The sequence below is a fragment of the Planosporangium mesophilum genome (genome assembly GCF_016863255.1).
Classification (GTDB): Bacteria; Actinomycetota; Actinomycetes; order Mycobacteriales; family Micromonosporaceae; genus Planosporangium; species Planosporangium mesophilum.
This window is the reverse complement of sequence record NZ_BOON01000028.1, coordinates 155,862-179,406: the sequence shown is the minus strand read 5'-3', so window position 1 is coordinate 179,406 and position 23,545 is coordinate 155,862. Positions and strand designations below refer to the sequence as shown.

General features: G+C 71.4%; 17 protein-coding genes. 9 read left to right on the top strand and 8 right to left on the bottom strand.

The features are described 5' to 3' along the window. Positions 1-52 precede the first annotated feature (52 nt). The 4 genes from Pme01_RS15325 to Pme01_RS15310 form a co-directional block, all read right to left on the bottom strand. A complete protein-coding gene (locus tag Pme01_RS15325) occupies positions 53-1,507 on the bottom strand; it encodes a glycoside hydrolase family 28 protein (protein ID WP_203935645.1) in 1,455 nt (484 codons plus the stop codon). A 146-nt stretch (positions 1,508-1,653) separates the two neighbouring features. Continuing rightward, complete coding sequence (locus tag Pme01_RS15320) at positions 1,654-2,475, bottom strand: MetQ/NlpA family ABC transporter substrate-binding protein (RefSeq protein WP_168115833.1); 822 nt, start codon at positions 2,473-2,475, stop codon at positions 1,654-1,656. A 60-nt stretch (positions 2,476-2,535) separates the two neighbouring features. Further along, the gene (locus tag Pme01_RS15315; RefSeq protein WP_168115834.1) at positions 2,536-3,192 is read right to left on the bottom strand and encodes a methionine ABC transporter permease; all 657 of its coding nucleotides are present in this window, start codon (positions 3,190-3,192) and stop codon (positions 2,536-2,538) included. Beyond that, the gene (locus Pme01_RS15310) at positions 3,189-4,172 is read right to left on the bottom strand and encodes a methionine ABC transporter ATP-binding protein (RefSeq protein ID WP_168115835.1); all 984 of its coding nucleotides are present in this window, start codon (positions 4,170-4,172) and stop codon (positions 3,189-3,191) included. The genes Pme01_RS15315 and Pme01_RS15310 overlap by 4 nt, the downstream gene beginning before the upstream one ends. A 476-nt stretch (positions 4,173-4,648) precedes the next feature. On the opposite strand from Pme01_RS15310, the gene Pme01_RS15305 reads away from it, so the two are divergent. From Pme01_RS15305 to Pme01_RS15295, 3 genes are all read left to right on the top strand, one after another. Then, positions 4,649-4,852, top strand: coding sequence for a cold-shock protein (locus Pme01_RS15305; protein ID WP_168115836.1), 204 nt, complete (start codon positions 4,649-4,651; stop codon positions 4,850-4,852). Between the two features lie 313 nt (positions 4,853-5,165). Then, positions 5,166-6,410 carry a D-alanyl-D-alanine carboxypeptidase family protein gene (locus tag Pme01_RS15300; RefSeq protein ID WP_239088246.1) on the top strand — a complete coding sequence of 415 codons (1,245 nt, stop codon included), beginning with the start codon at positions 5,166-5,168 and terminating at the stop codon, positions 6,408-6,410. A gap of 176 nt (positions 6,411-6,586) precedes the next feature. Beyond that, a complete protein-coding gene (locus Pme01_RS15295; RefSeq protein WP_168115837.1) occupies positions 6,587-7,648 on the top strand; it encodes a sugar transferase in 1,062 nt (353 codons plus the stop codon). A 7-nt stretch (positions 7,649-7,655) separates the two neighbouring features. Here Pme01_RS15295 and Pme01_RS15290 read toward each other — a convergent pair whose 3' ends face one another. Beyond that, positions 7,656-8,627: a threo-3-hydroxy-L-aspartate ammonia-lyase gene (locus Pme01_RS15290; RefSeq protein ID WP_168115838.1), complete on the bottom strand. Its 972-nt coding sequence runs from the start codon at positions 8,625-8,627 to the stop codon at positions 7,656-7,658. Positions 8,628-8,718: 91 nt separating this feature from the next. Between Pme01_RS15290 and Pme01_RS15285 the strand changes: the two genes are divergently transcribed. From Pme01_RS15285 to Pme01_RS15260, 6 genes are all read left to right on the top strand, one after another. After that, on the top strand, positions 8,719-9,528 hold the full coding sequence (locus Pme01_RS15285) for a maleylpyruvate isomerase family mycothiol-dependent enzyme (RefSeq protein WP_168115839.1): 810 nt from the start codon (positions 8,719-8,721) through the stop codon (positions 9,526-9,528). 49 nt (positions 9,529-9,577) lie between these two features. Beyond that, the gene (locus Pme01_RS15280) at positions 9,578-10,426 is read left to right on the top strand and encodes a serine hydrolase (RefSeq protein ID WP_239088245.1); all 849 of its coding nucleotides are present in this window, start codon (positions 9,578-9,580) and stop codon (positions 10,424-10,426) included. Positions 10,427-10,626: 200 nt separating this feature from the next. After that, positions 10,627-11,931 carry an ABC transporter substrate-binding protein gene (locus Pme01_RS15275; protein ID WP_203935644.1) on the top strand — a complete coding sequence of 435 codons (1,305 nt, stop codon included), beginning with the start codon at positions 10,627-10,629 and terminating at the stop codon, positions 11,929-11,931. 16 nt (positions 11,932-11,947) lie between these two features. After that, positions 11,948-12,949, top strand: a complete 1,002-nt coding sequence (locus Pme01_RS15270; protein ID WP_168115841.1) for a carbohydrate ABC transporter permease — start codon at positions 11,948-11,950, stop codon at positions 12,947-12,949. Further along, a complete protein-coding gene (locus tag Pme01_RS15265; RefSeq protein WP_168115842.1) occupies positions 12,942-13,781 on the top strand; it encodes a carbohydrate ABC transporter permease in 840 nt (279 codons plus the stop codon). The genes Pme01_RS15270 and Pme01_RS15265 overlap by 8 nt, the downstream gene beginning before the upstream one ends. Before the next feature lie 26 nt (positions 13,782-13,807). Beyond that, a complete protein-coding gene (locus Pme01_RS15260; RefSeq protein ID WP_168115843.1) occupies positions 13,808-15,148 on the top strand; it encodes a GH1 family beta-glucosidase in 1,341 nt (446 codons plus the stop codon). On the opposite strand, the gene Pme01_RS15255 is transcribed toward Pme01_RS15260, so the two are convergent. From Pme01_RS15255 to Pme01_RS15245, 3 genes are all read right to left on the bottom strand, one after another. After that, positions 15,141-16,637 carry a carboxyl transferase domain-containing protein gene (locus tag Pme01_RS15255; RefSeq protein ID WP_168115844.1) on the bottom strand — a complete coding sequence of 499 codons (1,497 nt, stop codon included), beginning with the start codon at positions 16,635-16,637 and terminating at the stop codon, positions 15,141-15,143. The genes Pme01_RS15260 and Pme01_RS15255 overlap by 8 nt on opposite strands. Before the next feature lie 133 nt (positions 16,638-16,770). After that, on the bottom strand, positions 16,771-17,073 hold the full coding sequence (locus Pme01_RS15250) for a hypothetical protein (RefSeq protein WP_168115845.1): 303 nt from the start codon (positions 17,071-17,073) through the stop codon (positions 16,771-16,773). A 66-nt stretch (positions 17,074-17,139) separates the two neighbouring features. Next, positions 17,140-23,352, bottom strand: a complete 6,213-nt coding sequence (locus Pme01_RS15245; RefSeq protein WP_168115846.1) for a DUF4011 domain-containing protein — start codon at positions 23,350-23,352, stop codon at positions 17,140-17,142. Between the last annotated feature and the right edge of the window lie 193 nt (positions 23,353-23,545).

The following is a 23,545-nucleotide window of genomic DNA, read 5'->3' as shown; positions in this document are numbered from 1 at the left end:
ACCCGACTGACGCTGCGACCCCTTCTTCGCTGACCGGAGACGGCAGGCCCTCTCAACCGGCGGGGAGGGTGAGGGGTTTGCCGTTCTCGATCACGTTGCGGAGGACCAGGGTGTCCACGTACTCGACGACTGCCGGCGCGGTGGTGGCGCCGAAGTCGACGTCGGTCAGGGTGACGCCCCGGATGTGGTCGTCGGCGTACCCGCGTAGGTTCAGGCTCTGGGTGGCCGACCGGACCGTCATGCGGCTGACGTTGATGTCGCTGACCACCGGGTTGAACCCGTGGCCGGGGCCCTCTTCGTAGTAGAAGTTGATGTCGATCACGGCCTTGCCCACCTCGCCGACCGTGATGTCGCGGGCATGGAAGCCGTTGATGCACCCGCCGCGCACGGAGTTGGTCTTGAACCGCAGTGCGATGTCGAGGTTGGGGCTGGACATCTCGCAGTTGCGGACGAAGACGTCGCGGACGCCGCCGGACATCTCGCTCCCGATCGTCACGCCGCCGTGGCCGTCGCGCATGCGGCAGTCCTCGATGAGGATGTCCCGGCTCGGTACGTTGACCCGCCGGCCGTCCGCGTTGCGCCCCGACTTGATGGCGATGCAGTCGTCGCCGGTGTCGAAGGTGCAGCCACGGATGACGACCATCCGGCTGGACTCCGGGTCGCACCCGTCGTTGTTGGGGCCGTGGGTGTTGACCGTGACGTCCTGTACCAGCACGTTCTCCGACAGCGTCGGGTGGATCTCCCACATCGGTGAGTTGACGACGGTCACGCCCTCGATGAGGACGTTGCGGCACCGGTACGGCTCGATGAACGAGGACCGCAGGTAGTCGCCCTCGCCGAAGACCCGCTGCGCCACCGGTACGCCCTGCTCCGCCATGGCGAACAGGCGGGCGCGGGCCGCGTCCTGCTTGGGGTCGCCGGGCTTCCAGCCGTACGCTGTGTTGCCCTTCCAGGGCCACCAGTGCTGGTTGTCCGCCTGTCCGTCCAGGATTCCGGTACCGGTGACGGCGATGTCGCACTGGTCGAGCGCGTAGATCAGCGGCGAGTAGTTGTAGAGCTCGACGCCCTCGAAGCGGGTCAGTACCGCCGGCAGGTACGCGGCGGGGTTCGTGCTGAACAGCACCCGGGCGTCCTGCGTGACGTGGAGGTCGACGTTGCTGAGGAGGTGGATCGGGCCGGTCAGAAATCGACCGCCGGGTACCACCACGTGGCCGCCCCCGGCGCGGTGGCAGGCCACGATCGCGCGCCGGATCGCCTCGGTGCAGTCGGTGGTGCCGTCGCCGACGGCGCCGAATTTCGTGATGTCGACGTACCGGTTGGGGAAGTGCGGCCGGCGCACCTTCGCCTTGATGTACGCCGCGCGCGCCCAGGGGTTTCCGGGCGCGCTTGCCGCTGAATCCGCCGCCGATTCCGCAGCTGCGAACGCGGCCTGGCCGGTGAACTGTGCCGCCGTGATACCGGCGCCGACCGCGCCCGTGAGTTTCAGGAAGTCCCGTCGCGTACGCACAGTAGCCACCTCGTGGGGGGAGAGTTGGCGGCCATGCTACGGAAGCGCTTCCACCGATTCAAGGTTGACTATTCGTAGGGCGGAAAGGGCGCCCCTGGATCCAGGGGCGCCCATGTCGCGGTGACGCTGTGTTCTGCTGTACGGAATCAGAACGCGGCGACGACCGAGCCCTTGTACTTGTCCTCGATGAACTTCTTGACCTCGGGGGAGTGCAGCAGCTTCTCGAGCTTCACCAGCCGTGGGTCGTTCTCGTCACCGGTACGCACCACGACGAGGTTCGCGTACGGGTTGTTCTCGGCGCTCTCCAGCGCCAGCGCGTCCTTGGCCGGGGTGAGGTTGGCCTGGATGGCGTAGTTGCCGTTGACGACCGACAGCGCGGTGTCGTCCAGGCTGCGCGGCAGCTGCGCCGCCTCCAGCTCCTTGAACTGGAGCTTCTTGGGGTTGTCGGCGATGTCGCGCTGGGTCGCCTTCACCCCGGCGCCCTCCTTGAGCTTGATGACGCCCTTGGAAGCGAGCAGGTTGAGCGCGCGGCCCGAGTTCGACGGGTCGTTGGGGATCGCCACCACGGCGCCCTGCGGCACGTCGGCCAGGTTCTTGACCTTCTTCGAGTACACGCCGAGCGGCTCCAGGTGCACCGGCTTGAGCGCGGTGAACGTGTACCCCTTCGCCTTCTTCTCCTCGTCCAGGTACGGCACGTGCTGGAAGTAGTTGGCGTCCAGCTTCTTGTCCCGGAGCGCGGCGTTGGGCTGTACGTAGTCGTTGAACTCGACGATCTCGAGCTTCAGCCCCTCTTTGGCCGCCAGGTTGTCCTTGACGTACGTGAGGATCTCGCCGTGCGGAACGGGTGAGACGCCCACCTTGAGGGCGGCGTCCGCGCTGCTGGTGTCGCTGCTCGAGCCGGAGCCGCACGCGGCGAGACCGAGCACGAGCGCGGCGGCGGCGAGTGTGGCGGATAACGTGCGTCGCACGGTGGTACCTCTCTATTCGCGCCCGGGCTCATCGCCGGGGCGGTGTCACTTGCGGGGTGGTCACTTGTGGGACAGCCACCGGACGACCAGGTCGCCCAGCGTCTGGATGAGCTGCACGAAGACGACGAGCAGCACGACGGTGGCGACCATGACGGTGTTCTCGAACCGCTGGTAGCCGTAGCGGATCGCCAGGTCGCCCAGGCCGCCGCCGCCGACGACGCCGGCCATCGCGGAGTAGCCGACCAGAGCGACGACGGTGATGGTCAGTCCCGCGACGAGGCCGGGCCGGGCCTCGCGCAGCAGTACCTTGAAGACGATCCCGGCGCGGGACGCGCCCATCGCGCGGGCCGCCGCGATCACGTCGCGGTCGACCTCCCGGATCGCGGTCTCCACGATGCGCGCGAAGAACGGGATCGCCCCCACGGTCAGCGGCACGATGGCGGCGCTGGTACCGATGGTCGTGCCCACGATCGCTCTGGTGAACGGGATGATCGCGACCAGCAGGATGATGAACGGCAGCGACCGGCCCACGTTGACGATGAGGCCGAGGATCAGGTTGACCGGGCGGGCGGCCAGCAGGCCGCCCCGGCCGGTCAGCACGAGGAGTACGCCCAGCAGCAGCCCACCGACGGCGGTCAGCACCGTGGAGACGCCGACCATGTAGGCGCTTTCCGTACTGGCCTGCCACAGCAGTGGCCCGAGGTCCGCCCACGTCATCGCGCCACCTCCACGGTCAGGCCGGCCTCGCGCAGGTGGCGCAGCGGTGCCTCGTTCGCCTCCGCGCTGCCGGGGAGCGCGATGCGCAGCCGGCCGGCCTGCCCGTCGGCGAGGTTCTCGATCGTCCCGGCCAGGATCCGGGCGTCGACGTCGTAGGTACGGGCGAGGTCGGCGACGAACGACTCGCCGGTACCGCCACCGGTGACCGTCACGTCGACGACCGTGGTGCCGGGCAGGACCGGCACGGGGCCCAGCCGGAACATCTCCTGCCCGAGCGCGGAGCCCGGCCGGGCGAGCAGGTCCGGTACCCGGCCCGACTCGATGATCCGCCCCTCGCGCATCAGGGTGGCCGAGTCGCAGATGCGCTTGACCACCTCCATCTCGTGGGTGATCAGCAGGATGGTCAGCCCGAGGCGCCGGTTGAGGTCGCGCAGCAGCTCCAGGATCGAGGTGGTCGTCTCCGGATCGAGCGCGGAGGTCGCCTCGTCGGAGAGCAGCACCTTCGGCCGCCCCGCGAGCGCCCGGGCGATCCCGACGCGCTGCTTCTGCCCGCCGGACAGCTGTGCCGGGTACGCGTGCGCCCGGTCGGTCAGCCCGACGAGGTCGAGCAGTTCGGCCACCCGGGCGGCCCGCTCGCGCCGGCCGACGCCCATCACCTCCAGCGGGAACGCCACGTTGCCGGCGGCGGTACGCGACGAGAGCAGCGCGAAGTGCTGGTGGATCATGCCGATCCGCTGCCGGTGCCGGCGTAGCCGCCGCTCCGACAGGGATGTCAGGTCCACGCCGCCGACGGTGACCGTGCCCTCGTCGGGCCGCTCCAACAGGTTGACGCAGCGCAGCAGCGTGCTCTTGCCGGCGCCGCTGCGGCCGAGTACGCCGTGGACCTCGCCCTCGCGTACGGCCAGGTCGACGCCGTCGACGGCGACGACGGTACGGCCGCGGGTGCGGTACGCCTTACGCAGGCGGTGAAGCTGAATCACGGACTTTCCTGTCGAATCGGGGCGAAAGTAATATCGCACGCCGACGTTAACAGGTGCCGCCGCACACCAGGAGGTAGTCGATGAAACGCCTCTGAACCAGGCGCTTGCTCCGGTGCATGGCTCGCAACTTAGCGTGCCGATGCCCGACTACACAGCCCAACGTTGGGGAGATCACATCCGTCAGGTAGGTAAAGCCGACAACGCCGACCGGCCTGACCGGCGTCGCGCATCGGGCGGACCGGTCCTGCGGGCGCAGAAACCGGTGACCGGTCTGTTAGCGGCGTCGACGCATGGGTAGGTCAACGGCCCCTTTCCCGCCCCGGGAGAACGGCCCGTACGGGCCAGGGTTCTGAGTGGAACAGGGTTTTGTGTGGAACATGGTGTTGCCGCCGGCGGGCGGGTGTGACACGGCGGCGCACCGAATCGGATCAGGGACCGTGTTCGCGGAGCGACCCGGCTTATGAAGGAGATAGGGCATGGCACAGGGCACCGTGAAGTGGTTCAGCCCCGAGAAGGGTTTCGGTTTCATCAGCCAGGACGACGGCCTCGGCGACGTGTTCGTACACTTCTCCGCCATCCAGTCCAATGGCTTCCGCTCGCTGGACGAGAACCAGAGGGTCGAGTTCGAGATCGTGCAGGGTCAGAAGGGTCTGCAGGCCGAGCAGGTCAGGATCATCTGACCGGAGTGCAGCCGTCGCCGCCTCCGACGACGTCTGCCATGCTGGCAGCGGATCACACGCCGGCACGGGCGAGGCAGCGACATCGACTCGTGAACATCGCTGTACCGCATGCGTCACCTCTGACGTCGGGATGACGCGGCAGGCCGGCGCGGACCACCGGCAGGCCGGCGCCGGCACTCTCCGTTGTGGAGTGTTCAAGCTGGCGCGGTGGCACGGCGCGGGGGAGGGCAGCAGCGTGGCTATGACGGGGGACTCTGTCACTGGAGGCTCCGGTACGGAGGGCTCTGGGGGCTCCGGCACCGAGGGCTCCGGCGTGGCGGAAGAGACACCGTCGGTCGCGCCCGAGCGCAGGAGCCTCCACCTGCTCGTGCCCGCGCTGGCGATCGTCGTGCTGCTGGCCGCGCTGGTCGGAGTTCAGTTGGTACGGCCGGTACCGCGCGGCGAGCTGCGCCTGTCCGTGCCGGACTCGCTCACGCTGCCCGGGCAGGTGACAGACGTTCCGTGGCCGGCGCAGGGGCAGGCGCGCCTGGACGTGGACGGGCTGGGCACACTGGGCGGATCCGGCGCCGACAGGCCGATACCGATCGGCAGCGTCGCCAAGGTGATGACCGCCTACGTCGTCCTCGCCGACCACCCGCTCGCCCCTGGCCAGGCGGGCCCGTCCATCACCGTGACGGCCGCGGACGTGGACGACTACGAGTCCCGGATCCCGGGCGGGCAGTCGCTGGTGGCGGTGGAGGCTGGTCAGCCGCTCACCGAACGACAGGCGCTGGAGGCGCTGCTGCTGCCGTCGGCCAACAACGTCGCCCAGATCCTCGCCAAGTGGGACGCCGGCAGCGTCGAGGCCTTCGTGGCCAAGATGAACGCCGCCGCGGTGCAACTCGGGCTGGTCGACACCCACTACACCGACCCCAGCGGCCTGGCGCCCAGCACCGTGAGTACCGCCGACGACCAGACCGTCCTGGCCCAGCGGGCGCTGACGATGCCGGCGTTCGCCGAGATCGTCGCACTGCCGAGCACGGTCCTGCCGGTCGCCGGCGCGGTCACCAACTACAACAGCCTGCTCGGTACGGACGGCGTCGTCGGCGTCAAGACCGGATCCACCGACGAGGCGGGCGGCAACCTGGTCTTCGCCGCCCGCCTGACGGTGGCGGGCCGCACCCTGACCGTCGTCGGCGCGGTCCTGGGACAGCCCGGAACCGGAACACCGCAACAGCTCGCCGCCGCGAACGGTGTCACGCGCGGGCTGCTCGCGGCCGCCCGGCGCCTGGTGCAGACGTACCCGGCGCTGCCCGCCGGTACGGTCGGTCAGGTGCGCGGCGCCTGGGGCGCCTCCGTCGCGGTACGCACCGCCGCGCCGGTACAGATCGTCGGCTGGCCGGGCCTGACCGTCGGCGTCCGGGCGAAGCCGGCGGAGTTCGGCGGGCGGCCGCGGGCCGGGCAGGTCGTCGGCGCGCTCACCGTCCACACCGGCCTCGGCGACACCGCCGTCGACCTGACAGCCGGTGGGACGCTCTCCGAGCCGTCCGCGTGGTGGCGGCTCACCCGGACCCGGTAAGCCCGGGCCGGTCGGACCCGTAGTCGGATCCGCCCATAGTCGGACCCGTAGTCCCGGCCAACCATCGTCGGGTCCGAACATCCTGTGCCGTCCGGAGATCATCCGGCACGGCGTACACGGCACTGTAGCTCTCGCACAGCACTACTTTTCAGTCGCATCGTCTGGAGGTACAAGCTGTGAACTATGTGCTGTTCTTCGCATCGCTTCTGCTGGTCATGACCTTGGCCTGGTTACCCACGCCATCAGATCGGCCGGTCGCCGCCGCATGGCTCTACCGGACCGCTCTCCTCGGCAGCGCGGCACTGACGTCGACGGCGTGGTACGGCTTGTATGTCCACAACTGGGCCACGCCGTACGCCGTGCTGTCGGCCGTCATCGGCGCCGTCGTCGGTGCGCTTGTCACGACCGGGATCGACATGGGCTCAGTGGAGTATCTCGCCGTACCGTCGTCGGACACCCGCACCCGGGTGCGGACCGCGCACAGCGTCTTCCAGCGGTACCGGTGCCGCACGCTTCCCAAGTGGACACTCGACCTGCTCGGCGCGTCCGTCGGCCTCGTCCTCACGCTGCCGCTGTGGCCGGTCATCGCGCTGCTCATCTGGTTCGAGGAGCCCGGGCCGGTCTTCCGCGTCGAGTACGTGGTGGGCAAGCGCGGCGTCACCTTCCGCCGGTACGGCTTCCGGACCACCAGACGCGGAGCCGAACGCCGGACGTTGACGGTCGGCAGGTTCCTGCGCCGGTGGCACCTCGACGCCCTACCGGCGCTGGCGAACGTGCTGATCGGTCAGATGAGCCTGGTCGGTCCCGTACCGCAGCGCACGGTACTGGTATGGGCCCACCTCGGCGAGGTTCCCGGCTACTCCGAGCGGCACACCGTGAAGCCGGGGATGGTGGGCACCGTCCCGCCGTACGACGACCCGACGCCGATGGAGCGGTTGGACGCCGACCGCGCGTACCTTCGCCGGATGTCGTTCCTGCTCGATCTCTGGCTGCTCGTGCGCGCCGCCGCGGCCACCCTGCGCGGGCGACGCCGGCCGGCCCCGGCCGCGAGCCCGCAGGCGACGGGCGGCCGCGTGGTGCCGACGAAAAGGTCGGCCGTCCCGCCGGTGCCCGTGCGCCGGGAGGCCTGGCCGGTACGGTACGAGCGGAGCACCCGGCCGGGAGGGCGTCGGACCACCTCGACGGTGTACCGGTCGGCGACGTTCTCGCATGCGTTGCCGACGAACCGACGGGACTGATGCGCGTTCAGACGCCGGCGACGAGTTCGGCGAACCGACGTGTGTCGACGTTGCCGCCCGAGATGACGACCCCGATGCGGGCGGGCCGCGGGTTGACGCGGCCGGCCAGTACGGCGGCGAGGGCGGTGGCGCCGCTCGGCTCGACGACCATCTTCAGCCGCTCGAAGGCCAACTTCATGGCGGCGCGAATCTCGTCGTCGCTGACCAGGACGATGTCGTCGACCAGCCGCTGGTTGACCGAGAAGGTCAGCTCGCCCGGGATATCGGCGGCCTGGCCGTCGGCGATGGTACGCGCGACCGGGATGCGGACCCGGTGGCCCGCCTCCAGCGACCGCTTCGTGTCGTCGCCGTCCTCGGGCTCCACCCCGATGACCCGGATGCCCGGGTCGACCGCCTTGGCGGCGGTGGCGCTGCCGGCCAACAGACCGCCACCGCCGACGGGGACCACCAGCCCGTCCAACGGGCCGACCTCGTCCAGCAGCTCCAGGGCGACCGTGCCCTGACCGGCCATGACGTGCGGGTGCTCGTACGGCGGGATGAGGGTCAGGCCGCGGTCGGCCGCGAGCTGGTTGCCGAGCGCCACCCGGTCCTGCGTGTACCGGTCGTACGTGACGACCTCCGCGCCGTAGCCCGTGGTGGCGGCGACCTTCGAGGCGGGGGTGTCGGCCGGCATCAAGATCACGGCGCTGGCGCCCGCCTCCCGGCAGGCGAGTGCGACCGCCTGGGCGTGGTTACCGGACGAGTAGGCCGCGACCCCCCGGGCGAGCTGCGCGGGGCTCAGCTGCGCGATCGCGTTGTAGGCGCCGCGGAACTTGAACGCGCCGACGCGCTGGAAGTTCTCGCACTTGACGAAGACCTCGGCCCCGACCAGGGCGTTCAGCGTCGCAGAGGTGACCACCGGGGTACGGTGCGCCACGCCCTCGAGGCGCTTGGCCGCGGCCTGTACGTCCTCGAAGGTCACGACCGGGTCGGAGCTCATCGGGCATCCTCTTCTCTGCCGGGTGGAGATCAGAGTATCCGGCGGCCGGTAAGCTTTGCCTGGTTGGGGAGCCGGTCCGAGGAGGACAACCATGAGCAACGCCGCCGATCTGACAGCCGCCGACCAGGCCATCGCCGCCCTTCGTTCGGGTCACGACGACCTCGCCCCGCGGGTACGCGCGATGCGCCCCGAGGAGCTGACCGGCCCGTCGGGCGCCAGCGAGTGGAGCGTCGCCCAGGTCCTCAGCCACCTCGGCAGCGGCGCCGAGATCAACCTCGCCACCCTCGACGCCGCTCTCGGGCGGGCCGACGCGCCGGACGGCGACTTCAACAAGCGCGTCTGGGCGCGGTGGGACGCCATGACCCCCACCGACCAGGCCGAGGGGTTCCTGCGGGCAAACGCGGAACTGGTGGACCGGTACGAGTCGCTCGACGCGACGACCCGCGAGAACCTGCGCATCGACCTCGGCTTCCTGCCGCAGCCGGTGGACGTCGCCACCGCGGCGGGCTTCCGGCTGATGGAGTACGCCCTGCACGCCTGGGACGTCGAGGTGGCTTCCGACCCCCGCGCGACCGTGGCGCCCGAGGCGGTACCGCTGCTCCTCGACCGCCTGGGCATGTTCTTCGGTTTCATCGCGCACCCCGACGCGCTCGCCGGTAGGCACGGCACCCTCGCGGTCAACCTCACCGACCCCGACCGGTCCTTCGGGCTCGACCTGGGCGACGCGGTCACCCAGATCGACGCGCCCGGGCGGCCCGACGGCGTGTTGCGGGCGCCCGCCGAGGCGTGGCTGCGCCTGGCCACCGGGCGGCTCGCACCCGAGCACACCCCGGCGTCCGTCACCGTGGACGGTGGACCGGTCAGCCTGGACGACCTGCGGCGGCTGTTCCCCGGGTACTGATCCTCCCGCGCCCGGGTTTGGGCGGCGGCGCTGTGGAGATGCGCAGGCCGTGAACGATCCGAAGTGGACCCCGCCGTTCTGGGTCATGCCGTTCCGTGCCCGACGGATCTGGCCGATTCTCGGCGTACTGGCCTCTCTGCTCATCCTCGGCGGCGCCGCCGGGGTCATCGTCGCCACCGGTCTGCGACCCGCCCGCGTACCGGTGCTCACGCCCCGAACAGTGAGCGTGGACGTCGACGGGTTCCTGGCCTGGGCGCTGCTGGACCGCCGGACCGGCACCATCTCCGGCTCGGCCAACTACGCCACCGCCACCAGCACCACCGCCTCGATGATCAAGATCTGGATCGCCGCCGACCACCTGCGTCTCGCGGAGGCGGACGGGCATCCGCCGAGCCGGCAGCGGCTCGACGAACTCACCACGATGATCCGGGACAGCGACAACGAGGCCGCCGACGACGTCTACCAACTCGACGGCGGCAACGACGTCGTCAACCGCATGATCTCCACTTGTGGCCTTACCGACACCACGGTGGTCGACGGCAGATGGGGCCAGACGCAGATCACCGCCCGTGACGCCGTCCGGCTCGGCCTGTGCGTCGCGGACGGGCGGGCGGCCGGCCACGCCTGGACCCCCTGGATCCTGACCCAGATGCGCAAGGTCCGTGGCGAGGGCCGGTTCGGCATCATCGACGCTCTCCCGTCCCGCGTCGCCGACACCACCGCGATCAAGAACGGTTGGACGGTAGTCGACGCCGACGGCGAGTGGCACGTCGCCTGCCTAGGCGTGCAGGACCGGTGGATCCTCGCCGTGCTGACCCGGTACGACGCATCACGCAGCCTGGGCTACGGCGCCGGGGTCTGCGCCGACGTGACGCGGCAACTTCTGGGTGAGTCCTGAGCACCGTCGACTGAACGCCGCCGACCGAACCCGGCGTTCGCCCCATCCATCGATTGCGGTCTTGACGTTGCCCGTTCGCGAGGGGTTGAATGCCCTCAATACTTCAGTGCTTAAAAAAAGTATCGCGGGCGCCACGTTCCTCACCGATCGCCCATCGCCCAGCCTGCCCATCACCCCCACCCCGCCAGAGAGGGGAGACCGTGACCCTTCGCAGACTCGGCCTCGTCGCCGTGGTCGCCGCGCTGCTCGCCCCGACGCTCGTGGCCTGCGGTGGCGGTAGCGGCTCATCGTCCGACAACACGCTCACGTACTGGGCCAGCAACCAGGGCACCAGCCTCGACCACGACAGGCAGGTGCTCCAGCCGCAGCTGGACAAGTTCACCAAGCAGACCGGCATCAAGGTCAAGCTCGAGGTCATCGGCTGGCCGGACCTGCTCAACCGGATCCTCGCCGCGGCCGCCTCGGGCAAGGGCCCGGACGTCCTGAACATCGGCAACACCTGGTCGCCGTCGCTGCAGGCGACCGGGGCGCTGCTGCCCTTCGACGACGCCACCCTGGCCACGGTCGGCGGCAAGAGCCGGTTCCTGCCGGGCAGCATGGCGGCCACCGGCGCGCCGGGCAAGCCGCCGACGGCCGTCCCGCTGTACTCGCTGGCCTACGGCCTGTACTACAACAAGAAGCTCTTCGCCGCCGCCGGCATCACCGAGCCGCCCAAGACCTGGGCCGAGCTGGTCGACGTCGGCAAGAAGCTCACCAGGAGCGGGCAGTGGGGCCTCGTCGTCGAGGGCGGCAACCCGACGGAGAACGCGCACCACGCGTTCACCTTCGGACAGCAGTACGGGGCGGACGCGTTCGACGCCTCCGGCAAGCCGCGCTTCGACTCGCCAGGGATGGTCGCCGGCGTCAAGCGGTACGTCGGCTTCATGGCCAACGACAAGATCGTCAACCCGAGCGCAGCGGAGTACGCCAAGAACGAGTCGCTCGCCGACTTCGCCTCCGGCAAGGCGGCCATGCTGCTCTGGCAGGCGGCCGACACCTCGCTCCAGTCGCACGGCATGAGCCCGGACGACTACGCGGTGGCGCCGGTGCCGTTCGAGCAGCCGACCCCACCCGGCGGCAAGAAGGTCAACAGCATGGTGGCCGGGATCAACCTCGCCGTCTTCGCCAACACCAAGCACAAGGACGCGGCGCTGTCGTTCGTGAAGTTCATGACCAGCGACGAGGAGCAGCTGGCCCTCAACAAGACGTACCGGTCGATGCCGACGGTCGAGAGCGCGTACAGCGACCCGGCGTTCCAGACCCCCCAGGTGAAGGTGTTCCGGGAGACGCTCGCGACCAGCGCCGCCCCGCTGCCGGCCGTGCCGGAGGAGGCCCAGTTCGAGACGCTCGTCGGCGCCGTGGTCAAGGACCTGTTCGCCGACGCGGCGAGCGGCAAGCCGATCACCGACGACGCGATCAAGAGCAAGCTCACCGCCGCCAACCAGCAGGTCCACGCGGGCGGCTGAGGGACGCGGCTAGAAGATGGCACAGTTGACCACGACCGCGACGAGCGGGGTACGAGGGCCGCGCCGGCCGGATACGCCGGCGCGTGCCGGGCGGCCCCGCTCGCGCCGGCGCACCCTCACCCCGTACCTGATGCTCCTGCCGGCGCTGCTGCTGGAGCTGCTCGTCCACCTGGTTCCGATGCTCGGTGGCGTCTGGATGAGCCTGCTCGGACTGACCCAGTTCTTCATCCGGAACTGGACGGCGGCGCCCTTCGTCGGCCTGCGCAACTACCGCCTGGTGGTGAACGTCAACAACGCGGCCGGCGCCGACCTGCTGCACTCGTTCGCCGTCACACTGGCGTTCACCGTCGCGTCGGTGGGGCTGGCCTGGCTGCTCGGGGTCACGGCGGCGGTGCTCACCCAGAACCGGTTCCGCGGTCGGGGCCTGCTGCGTACCCTGTTCCTGACGCCGTACGCCCTGCCCACCTACGCCGCGGTGATCACCTGGAGCTTCCTGCTCCAGCGCGACGCCGGCATGGTCAACCACGTCCTGGTCGACCAGCTCGGCCTCGCGCAGGACCGACCGTTCTGGTTGATCGGCAACAACAGCTTCGTCGCCCTGCTGGTCGTGTCGGTCTGGCGGACGTGGCCGTTCGCGTTCCTCTGCCTCACCGCCGGGCTGCAGAACGTGCCGCAGGAGCTGTACGAGGCGGCGGCCATGGACGGCGGCGGCTTCTGGCGGCAGCTGCGCCACATCACGCTGCCCATGCTGCGCCCGGTCAACCAGGTCCTCGTGCTGGTGCTGTTCCTCTGGACGTTCAACGACTTCAACACGCCCTTCGTCCTGTTCGGACGGGCCGCGCCGCGCGCCGCCGACCTGATCTCCATCCACATCTACCAGAGCTCGTTCGTCACCTGGAACTTCGGCCTCGGCTCGGCGATGAGCGTGCTGCTGCTGTTGTTCCTGCTGGTCGTCACCGCCGTCTACCTGGCGGCACCGTCCTACTGGGCAAGGTCGCGGAGGAGGAGCGATGCGTGAGCCGGCGTGGCTGCCCTGGGTCCGCCGGGTGGTGCTGTCCCTGCTGGCCGTCTTCACCCTCGCGCCGATCTACGTGATGATCACGTCGGCGCTCAAGCCGCTGCGCGACGTGCAGGGGCCGTTCCGGTGGTGGCCGTCCACCTTCACGGTGCGCCCGTTCGTCGACATCTGGCACACGGTGCCGCTGGGCCGGTACTTCGTCAACAGCGTGATCGTTTCCGGTGCGGCCACGATCTGCTCGGTCACCGTCGCGATCTTCGCGGCGTACGCGGTGAGCCGCTACCGCTTCCCCGGCCGGCGGCTGTTCTCGGTCGCGGTGCTGTCCACCCAGATGTTCCCCGGCATCCTGTTCCTGCTGCCGCTGTTCCTGATCTTCGTCAACGTCGGCAACCTGACCGGACTGGAGCTGTACGGCAGCCGTACCGGCCTGGTCATCACGTACCTGACGTTCTCGCTGCCGTTTTCGATCTGGATGCTCGTCGGGTACTTCGACGGCATCCCGCGCGGGCTGGACGAGTCGGCCCAGGTCGACGGCGCCGGACCGGTACGCACGCTGTTCCGGGTGATCCTGCCGACCGCGCTGCCCGGAGTCATCGCGGTGGCGGTGTACGCCTTCATGACCGCCTGGGGCGAGGTGCTCTTCGCGTCGGTGATGACCGACGACACCAGCCGCACGTTGCCGATCGGGCTTCAGGGGTACTCGACCGAGCACGACGTGTACTGGAACCAGGTGATGGCGGCGTCCCTCGTGGTGAGCGTCCCGGTCGTGGCGGGCTTCCTGGCCCTGCAACGGCACTTCGTCTCCGGTCTGACGGCGGGTGCCGTGAAGTGATCGGCACCGTGAAGTAAGGAGAGTGAATGGAAGCCGACTTCGTATGGGGGGTCGCCACCTCGGCGTACCAGATCGAGGGTGCGGTGGCCGAAGACGGCCGGGCAGCGTCCATCTGGGACACCTTCTGCCGGGTACCGGGCGCGATCGCCGGCGGTGACACCGGCGACGTGGCCTGCGACCACTACCACCGCTGGCCGGAGGAGATCGAGCTGATGCGCCGGCTCGGGGTCGACGGGTACCGGTTCTCGATCGCGTGGCCTCGGGTGATCCCGGACGGCACCGGTCAGGTCAACCCCGCCGGCCTGGACTTCTACGACCGACTGGTCGACGCGCTGGGCGAGGCCGGCATCCGTCCGTTCGTCACGCTGTACCACTGGGACCTGCCGCAGGCGCTCCAGGACCGGGGCGGCTGGCCGGCCCGGGACACGGCGAACGCGTTCGCGGAGTACGCGGCCGTGGTGGCCGCCCGGCTGGGGGACCGGGTCGAGGACTGGTTCACCGTCAACGAGCCGCTCTGCTCGGCCTGGATCGGGCACCTCGAGGGCACCATGGCGCCGGGCGAGCGCGACCTCGGCCGGGCCGTACCGGCGGCCCACCACCTGCTCCTCGGCCACGGCCTCGCGGTACAGGCGCTGCGGGCCTCCTCTCCGGGCCCGGTCCGGGTCGGCGCGGTGGTCAACCTCAGCCCGTGCCTGCCCGCCAGCGACGACCCGTCTGACGTAGCGGCGGCGCGGCGGGCCGACGGGCACACCAACCGGTGGTGGCTCGACCCGCTGCACGGCCGGGGCTACCCGGCCGACATGGTGGCCGAGTACGGCTTCGCGCCGCCGGTACACGACGGCGACCTCGACGTCATCGCCACGCCCACCGACCACATCGGACTGAACTTCTACTTCCGGCAGCTCATCACCGACGACCCGGACGGCCCCGCGCCCCGGACCCGGATGGTGCCGGTACCCGGGGCGCACCAGACCGCGATGGGCTGGGAGGTGTACCCGGACGGCCTGGCCGAGCTGCTGGTACGGCTGCACCGCGAGTACGCCGCGCCGAAGATCTACGTCACCGAGAACGGAGCCGCCTTCGCCGACACCGTCACGCCGGACGGCACCGTCGAGGACAAGGAGCGGCTGGCGTACCTCGAGGACCACGTGGCGGCGACCGGTCGGGCCGCCCGGGAGGGCGTGCCGGTGGCCGGGTACTTCGCCTGGTCGCTGCTGGACAACTTCGAGTGGGCGTACGGGTACGACAAGCGGTTCGGGCTGGTGTACGTCGACTATGCCACCCAGGCGCGCACGATCAAGGCCAGCGGCCACCGGTACGCGGAGATGATCCGAGAGCACCGCGCGGTGAATGCTCGTCCTAGCTGACCCCGAGGCCCCGGTACCTGGCCCGCCGCCCGGCCAGCCGGGCGGCGGGATCCTGTTGCCGTAGCCGGAGGAGTTCGTCTTCGATGACCGCGCCGATCCGGTCGAGGAAAGCGGCCGGTTCGTCCGCGGCGTCCGGGTGCTCGGCGACGACGCGGTCCACGGCGCCCCGGGCGTACAGGGCCGTGGACTGCACCCGCTGCCGGTCGGCGATCTCACCCATGCGGTCGGTCGTGCGGTACAGGATCTCCGAGGCGCCCTCGGGCGGCAGCGGTGACAGCCAGCCGTGCTCGGCGGCGACGACCCGGTCGGCGGGGAAGAAGGCCAGCGCGGCCCCGCCGGCGCCCTCGCCCAGCAGCAGGGACAGCGTCGGGGTCGGCAAGGTGATCAGGTCGGCCAGGCAGCGGGCGATCTCCCCGGCGAGTCCGTGCTCCTCGGCCTCGGGTGACAGCTCGGCGCCGGCGGTGTCGATGACCGACAGCAGCGGTAGGCCCAGTTCGGCGGCGAGCCGCATGCCGCGGCGGGCGATGCGCAGCCCGGCCGGCCCGATCGCGCGGGGACGCCGGTCCGCGTCGTGGTCGTGGCCGATGACGACGCAGGGGACCGCGCCGATGCGGGCGAGCGCGAGCAGCAGCCCCGGATCCGCCTCGCCCTCACCGCTGCCGCTGAGCGGTGTCACGTCTCGCCCGACCGCGCGCAGCAGGGCCCGTACCGTCGGCCGCTCGGGCCGACGGGACCGGCGGATGGTCTCGGCGGCGGGGGTGGGGCTCGGCGCTGTGTGCGCGGCGGCTGTCATGTCGGGGGTTGATCCGGCGGCGGACAGCACGTCGAGCACGCGGGTGACGGCGTCGGGCAGCTGCTCCCGGCTGAGTACCCCGTCGAGCAGGCCGTGGGCGTGCAGGTTCTCGGCGGTCTGGACGTCGGGCGGGAACGGCTTGCCGTACAGCGCCCGGTAGACCCGGGGGCCGAGGAAGCCGACGAGCGCCCCGGGCTCGGCCACGGTCAGGTGCCCGAGCGAACCCCACGAGGCCAGCACGCCCCCGGTGGTGGGGTGGCGCAGGTACACGAGGTACGGCAGCCCGGCGGCGCGGTGATCGGTGATCGCCGCGGTCACCTTGGCCATCTGGAGGAAGGCCAAGGTGCCCTCCTGCATCCGGGTGCCGGCGCTGGCGGGGGAGGCCAGCAGCGGCAGCCGCTCCCGGGTGGCGCGCTCGACGGCGCGGGTCAGGCGCTCGCCGGAGTGGACCCCGATGGAGCCGCCGAGGAAGGCGAACTCGCAGACGACGACCGCGACCCGGTGCCCGCCGATGCGGCCCTCACCGGTGCGGACCGACTCGTCGAGGCCGGTCTCGGCGCGGGCCCGTTCCAGGTCGGAGGCGTACGCGGCATCCAGCTCCGCCGGGTCCGGCAGGGGCTCGTCCCAGGACCGCCAGGTGCCGGGGTCGAGCACGGTCTCGATCAGCGCCGTCGTCGCGAGGGGGGTAGGGCTCATGGGGTCCCGATCGTACGTGGCCACTCCTCCCGCAGCCGACGACCCCGGCGCAGGCGGCCACCGCGGCCGTGCTGCTGCCGGTCGCCGCCGGGGCAGTCCACGTCGCGGCCCGGGTACTCGCGCCGCGGCGTAGCTAGTGCTCGTCGTAGTGGCCCTCGTGTGTGGCGTGGCGATGGTCGCCGTGTACGTAGTCGACGTGGTCGCCGTGCCGGACCTGCTCGTGCCCGCACCCCTCGCCGTGGGCGTGGGGATGGTCCTCGGTCTGTAGGTGCTGGTCGAGCGCGCACTCGTCGTAGTGGCCCTCGTGCGTGTGGTGGACGTGACCGTCGTGCAGGTAGTCGGTATGGTCGCCGTGCTGCACGCTGGCATGACCACAGGCCGGGCCGTGCTCGTGGTCGTGGCCCTCACACTGCTGGTGGTCGGTTGCGGCGGTCATCGGTACCCCTCCCAGGTCTTTAGCCGACGCCTACCCGGCCCGCCGCCGCCGACACCCACGGGCTCGTCAGCTCAAGCGGTACCGGCCGCGCCCGCCGTGGACCACCCGGCCGCTGGTCAGGGCGACCAGCAGCCCGTACCGGAGCAGCTTGGTGATCTTCTGCGTCCGGCGCTGGTAGCCCAGCAGCTCCAGGGCCGCCCGGAACAGCTCCTGCTCGGTCAGGTCCGGCGTGGCCGCCAGCGCGTGCCGTACCGCGTTCGCGACCTCCTCCGGGGCGATCTCCTCGAAGGCCCGGTCGGTCCTCGACCCGGTGGTGCGGAACCCGTTCCACCGCTTGGGGTCGAGGTTGGTCGGCCAGGCGAAGCTGCCCACGCCCTCGTGCCGGCGGATCACGCCCGGATCGGCCAGGGCCAGTACGGCGTTGCGGCGGTCCTCGCGGGGCCGGGCGAACCCGAAGCGGGCCAGCGTCAGCTTCGCGAGCCGGTGCGCCTCGATCGGCCCCTCGGCGGCGATGATCTCGCGCAGGCTGCTCTGGACGAGCGCCCGGACCCGCGGGTCACTGCCGATGACGTCGATGTCGGACTGGCTGCCGATCAGCGACGGCTCGTACGGCACGAAGGCGACCAGCCCGTCCTCTCTGTCCCCGCTCGCAGTGGCCCCGTTCGCAGTGGCGGTCTCGGTGTCGGGGGCCGGCGGCGCCGCCAGCGCCGCGACGAGGACGTACTCGGAGGTCGACCGCTGGGCCGGCGTGAGCCGTACCGGCGTCGGGCGACCGCCGGCGGTGGCGGTGCTGCTCGTGGCGGTGGCGGTTCGCGGCGCGGGGAGGTCGGTGAGCGCCGGCTCGGGGACCGGGATCGGCGCGGCTGCCGGCGGCTCGACGGCGACGACCTCGGCCTCCGCTGCCGCGGCGGCGGCGGTGACGTCTGCCTCCGCTGCCCGAGCCACCGCGGCGTCGATCCGGTCCAGCAGGGCCTTCCGGTCGTGGATCCACGACGGCAGCCAGAACCGGATCACGTCCGACCAGCCCATGACGGTACGCAGCAGCGTCGGCGCGCCGTCCCGGTCGGCCACGGTGGGGCGGCGGGCCCAGCGCGGGCCGTCGAGCATCACGGCCACCTGCCACCGCTTCGAGCCGGGAGTCCGTACCGCGATGTCCACAGTGAAGTCGGAGAGCCCGTACCCGACCCGTACCTCGTGCCCCCGAGCCCGGATGGCGTCCGCGACCTCCTGCCGGACCCGCTCGGCACCGCGGCCGCGCCCCGGCGTCGGTACGCCCAGCCGGTCCACCCCGGCGACGGCCAGCTCGCAGTACGCACGCAGGTGCCGGGTGCCCAGCGCGGAGGTACGGGACAGGTCGATGTCGCCGGGGTCGAACGAGGCGAACAGCAGGACCTGGCGCCGGGCCCGGGTGATGGCCACGTTCAGCCGGCGCTCTCCGCCGGTCTGGCTGAGAGGCCCGAAGTTCAACGGGAGCTGGCCGGTCTCCGGGTTGGTGGAGAAGGCCAGCGAGAACAGGATGACGTCGCGCTCGTCGCCCTGTACGTTCTCCAGGTTCTTGACGAAGATCGGCTCGCCCGCGTCCGGCGACATCCTCTTCTGGATCAACCGGTCGGAGCTGTCCTCCAGCAGGTTCAGGATCAGGTCGCGCTGCTGGAGGTTGAACGTGACCACGCCGATCGAGTCGTGCGCGGTCCGCGGGTCACGCAGCCGCCGGGCGATCTCCGCGACCACCGCCCTCGCCTCCACCTCGTTGGTACGCGACGCGCCCCGGTCGAAGTGGCCGTCGACCCGGCGCCAGCCGATGCCGGTGGCGGTACCGGTACCGGGCGAGGGCAGACTGGACAGCTTGCCCTCGTAGTAATGACGGTTGGAGAAGGCGATCAGCGACTCGTCGCGGCTGCGGTAGTGCCAGGTCAGCATGCGCTGGGGGAGTCCGGACTCGACGGCTTCGCTGAGGATGCTCTCCAGGTCGTCGCCGGTACCGTCGTCGTCGGTCGGGTCCTCGCCGGCCGAGACCTGCATGACCGGGCTCGGCGGCAGCTGGCGGGAGTCCCCGACCACGACCACCGCCTTGCCGCGGCCCATCGCGCCGATCGCCTCCGGGACCCGGATCTGCGAGGCCTCGTCGAAGACGACCAGGTCGAAGCGCGCGGCCCCGGGCGCGAGGAAGTTCGCCACCGACGCCGGGCTGACCAGGACGCACGGGGTCAGGGCCAGGATCACGTCGGGGTACGCCTGGAACAGCTCCCGGAACGACCTGCCGCCCCGGTTGCGCCGCAGCTCGGCGGCGAACTCGGCGACCCGCCCACCTGCTTCGAACCGGCGGTTCTGTACCAGTGTCGACGGGACGCGGTCCAGCAGGGCGGTGCGCAACCGCTCGGCCGCCGCGCCGAACTGTTCGATGTGGCTGTCGTGCAGGTCGGGGTCGAAGGAGTCCAGCGACCCGGCCCACAGCCGCTCCGACAGCGAGGAGGCGGCGACGCCCCGGTGGTACGCCTCCTCGGCGACGCGGGGGTCGACCGCGCCGCGCAGCAGCCGGTCGCGGTACTCGGTCAGGCCGGTGTCGGTCAGGGCGTCCGCGCAGTCCAGCACGGCGGCCCACCGCCGCACCGCCGACAGCTTGTCGACGCGCAGGTCGGTGAGCCAGCTCGCGCCGTCCCGCTGCCAGGCGTCGAACCAGTGCCCGCCGTCGGCCCACAGCCGCAGGCTGGACCGGTTCGCCTGGAGCAGGCCGCGCCAGGCGCGCCAGCCGGCGGCGAGCTTTTCGAGGGCGCGCACGTCGCCGTCGGAGATGCCTTCGGCGAGCAGCGGCCAGACCGTGGCGTGCCTGGCCATGAGCTGCCGGCTGATCGCATTGGCCTGTCTGGCCTGCGCCAGGTCGGTGTCGGCGGCCGGGCTCGTCGGCTGCCAGCCGGCCGGGAGCGGTAGGCCGCCGATGGCCCGGGTCCGCTGGTGCAGCGCGGTCGACTGCCGCTGGGCGGCGACCAGCCGGGCCAGGACCCGCTCGACGTTCCTCGCGTCGAGGACCGCGTCGGGCGGCAGGTACGGTTCGAGCCGGTTCGCCACGGCCCGTAGCCGCCTGCCCCGGCCGAACATCCGCTTGCCGGCCTCCTGCGACTCGGCGTGCCAGGCGGGCAGTTCGGCCAGCGTGAACACCATCGGCTGGAAGGTCGCCAGCTCGGCGGCGTACGCGTGGCGGAACCAGCTCAGCTCCTCCTGCAGGTTCGTGACGGCCGCCTCCCAGCGGGCGTCCATGGCCTGTCCGTCCCCGGCCTGCCGGACGGTCGTCTCGTCCGGCAGCGCGCCGCGGGCGGCGAGCCGGGCGACCGGAAGGATGCCACCGATCGCGGCGGGGCCGGGCAGCTCGCGGAGCAGCCGGACGAGGGCCGGACGCTCCACAACGGACAGCCGGATCTCCTCCAGCTCCTCGGCGATCTGCGTCACGGCGTCGGCGTGCAGGCCGTCCATCGTCCGGCGGCCCGACAGCGACCACGGGTGGGCCGGGCGCAGCCGCGCCGACCGGGCCGCCGCGGGAAACCCGCGCAGCGCCGCCTCCACGCGCCGGCGCTGGTCGGCCGGGACGGTGAGGTGGTCCGGCGGTACGGGGGCGCTGGGCCCCTCGCCGTACGCGAGCGCCTGCTCGTACGCCGACCAGGCGGACAGGCCCGCCGGGTTCGGGGTGTGGACGAGAGCCGGGTACGCGGCGAGCGGGGCGAGCCGGGCCCGGTAACCGGTCTCGACCGCCTTCCAGTTCGCGTCGTCGGTGTACTCGACCTGGTCCAGCGCCTCGCGCAACTGGTCCCGGATGGCGCGGGTCGACTGCCTGCGCCCGTGCAGGTCCAGCGCGAACGGCGCGAGCCCGACCTGGCCGAGTCGGCGCTTGACGACCTCGAGCGCGGCCTCCTTCTCGGCCACGAACAGCACCGAGCGCCCGGCGGCGACGGCCCGGGCGATGAGGTTGGTGATGGTCTGGGACTTGCCGGTGCCGGGCGGGCCCTCGAGGACGAACGACTGGCCCCGTTCGGCCATGACGATCGCCTGCATCTGCGACCCGTCGGCCGGGATCGGCAGGTGCAGGTCGGCCTCGTCGACCTCGGGCCGGTCGATGCCGGCCGGGTCGTCGAACCGGGCCCCGCCTGCCTCGACCAGGTGCCGTACGACCGGGTTCTCCAGGAACGTCGGCCAGTGGTCGGCCAGGTCGCGCCACATCTGGTACGTGGAGAACTGCAGCAGCCGCAGGCTCGCGGTCTCGTCGATGCGGTAGTTGAGGCGGCTGTCGACGATCCTCGCGTTGATCGCCGCGAGGGTCTTCGCGATGTCGATGCCGTAGTCGTCGCGTACCGGGTTCGTCAGCTCCGGGATCTGCACGCCGTGCTTGCGGCGCAGCCACTCGACCAGGCAGTAGTTGGGCGCGGCGGACTCCGAGCCGTCGACCACGAAGACGTACGGCCTCCGCCCGGTCCCGCCCTCGATGCGCACCGGCAGCAGGAACAGCGGGGCGCGCGCCTCGGCGCCGCTGCCCTTGCCGTGTACGAGCGTGCCGATCGTGAGGTACAGGTAGTTGCTGCCGGTCTCCTGCTCCATCGTGCGGGCGTCCCGCTGGAGCCGGCGCATGGTCGCGACGTACTTCTGCTCGGTGACCGCGCCGTAGATGCGGTGGTCGGTGCGCAGCTCCCGGGTCAGCATGTCCGGGTCGAGTTCCTGCGCCCGCCGCGCGCCGGTGAGCTCGTGCACCGGGCTGATCGCGTCCTGGGCGATGACCTGGATCCTGGTCCCCTCGTGGGCCAGGCCGTCCAGCAGCGCCAGCGCACCCTGCGGTACGTGCAGGTCGAGGCCGCGTCCACGCTGGGGCAGGTTGAGCAGGGGGTTGCGCAGGCTGAGGTCGAGCAGGGAGCGCTTCCACTGCCGCACCCGGATCGGGGACTCGTCGGTCTCGTCCTCGGCCGCCTCGTCGCGGCCGTTCTCGCCGGTCTCGGCGCGGTCCTTCCGGTTGGTCTCGGTGCGGCGGTCCTCGCCGGCCTCGCCGCGCGCGTTCCCCGCGGCCTGCTTCTCTTCGGCGCGCTCTTCGGCCTGTGCGCGCTCTTCGGCCTGTGCGCGCTCTTCGGTCTGCGGGCGCTCTTCGGCCTGTGCGCGCTCTTCGGTCTGCGGGCGCAGCCAGGTGCGTGCCACCCCGGCGGGCAGGTCGATGGAGCCCACCCCGTCCGCGCCGGCCGGTGCCCCCGGCGGTGGCGCTGCCTCCGCCGACGGCAGCGGTCGGACGCCGCTGCGGTGCGCGAGGTGGACGTCGACCATGCCCAGCGGTGCCTGGCCGCTGGCGCGGAAGTGGGCGAGTCCGGCCTGTACCGCGGCGGCGAAGTCGGCGCTGCCGGTACCGGGGCCGATCCGGGTCAGCTCCACCGGTACCGCCCGACCGGCCTGCACCATCGAGATGAGCAGGTTGGTCTCGGTGACCGTGGCGTCGCCGAGCCGGTCCGGGTCCAGCCGGAAGCCGGCGAACGCGTGGGTACCGGTCAGCCAGATCAACGGGTGCAGCCCGGCCGCCTCCAGGCAGGCCGCGTACGTGACCGACAGGTCGAGGCAGTTGCCCATCCGGCCGTCGAGGACGGCGGCCGTGGCGCGCACCTTCTGCCCGGTGTGCTCGAACGAGGCGGGCGGGTTCTGGTAGTGGATACCGAGCCGGCGCAACGCTTCGTACACCGCGCCGGCGATCTGCGACGCGCGCTCGGCGCCGGCCTGGTACCCCTGAAGGGAGCCGGATCCGGTCCGGTCGAGCAGGATCTGCGCCGCCGACCGCAGGACGGCGTCGACGGCACGGGTATTGGGCTGGACGAACGCCGCGAGCGTCTCGTACAGGGCCGGAGTGTTGAACCACTCGTTGTGCGCCAGTACCGACGACCGCGCGGTCAGGCGCAGGTCGGGTACCCCTGGCCGGGCGACCGTGAGCCGGTAGTCGACCGGGAACGCCTCGTCGTTGCCGCGCAGGCGGCCGGCCTCCGGTACGAACTCGGCGAAGTCCCCCCACTCCACCGCGGTGCCGGACGGGAGCTCGGCCGGGACGGTCCGCGACCACGGCGGCGTGAGCGGTCCCTCCGGCGCCAGCAGTTCGAGCGTGACCCGTACGTCGGTGAGCGGACGACCGGTCCGGCTGGTGATCGCCAGGTGCCGCACCACGGGTACCCGGTTGTGTACCAGGGCGTAATTGATCGCAGGCTGTACGAGCAACTCCGCCCGCAGGTCGCCGTCGTCTTCCGTGTACCGCTCGAACACGCCGCTGCGCATGGCCCTCCCGCCCTGTCAGCAAGAGAGCCAATCATGCACCTCTTTAGCGGTAAATTACCCGATCGACCATATGTGTCCGTTTTTTGGGTGAGTTGTTGATCTCCGTACGTGTGGTGGTTGGGCGTCGCGTGTCCCCGACCGGGTGACAGAGTCCGGTCCGCGGGCGGCGTGGTCGGACGGCACGATGTCGGGC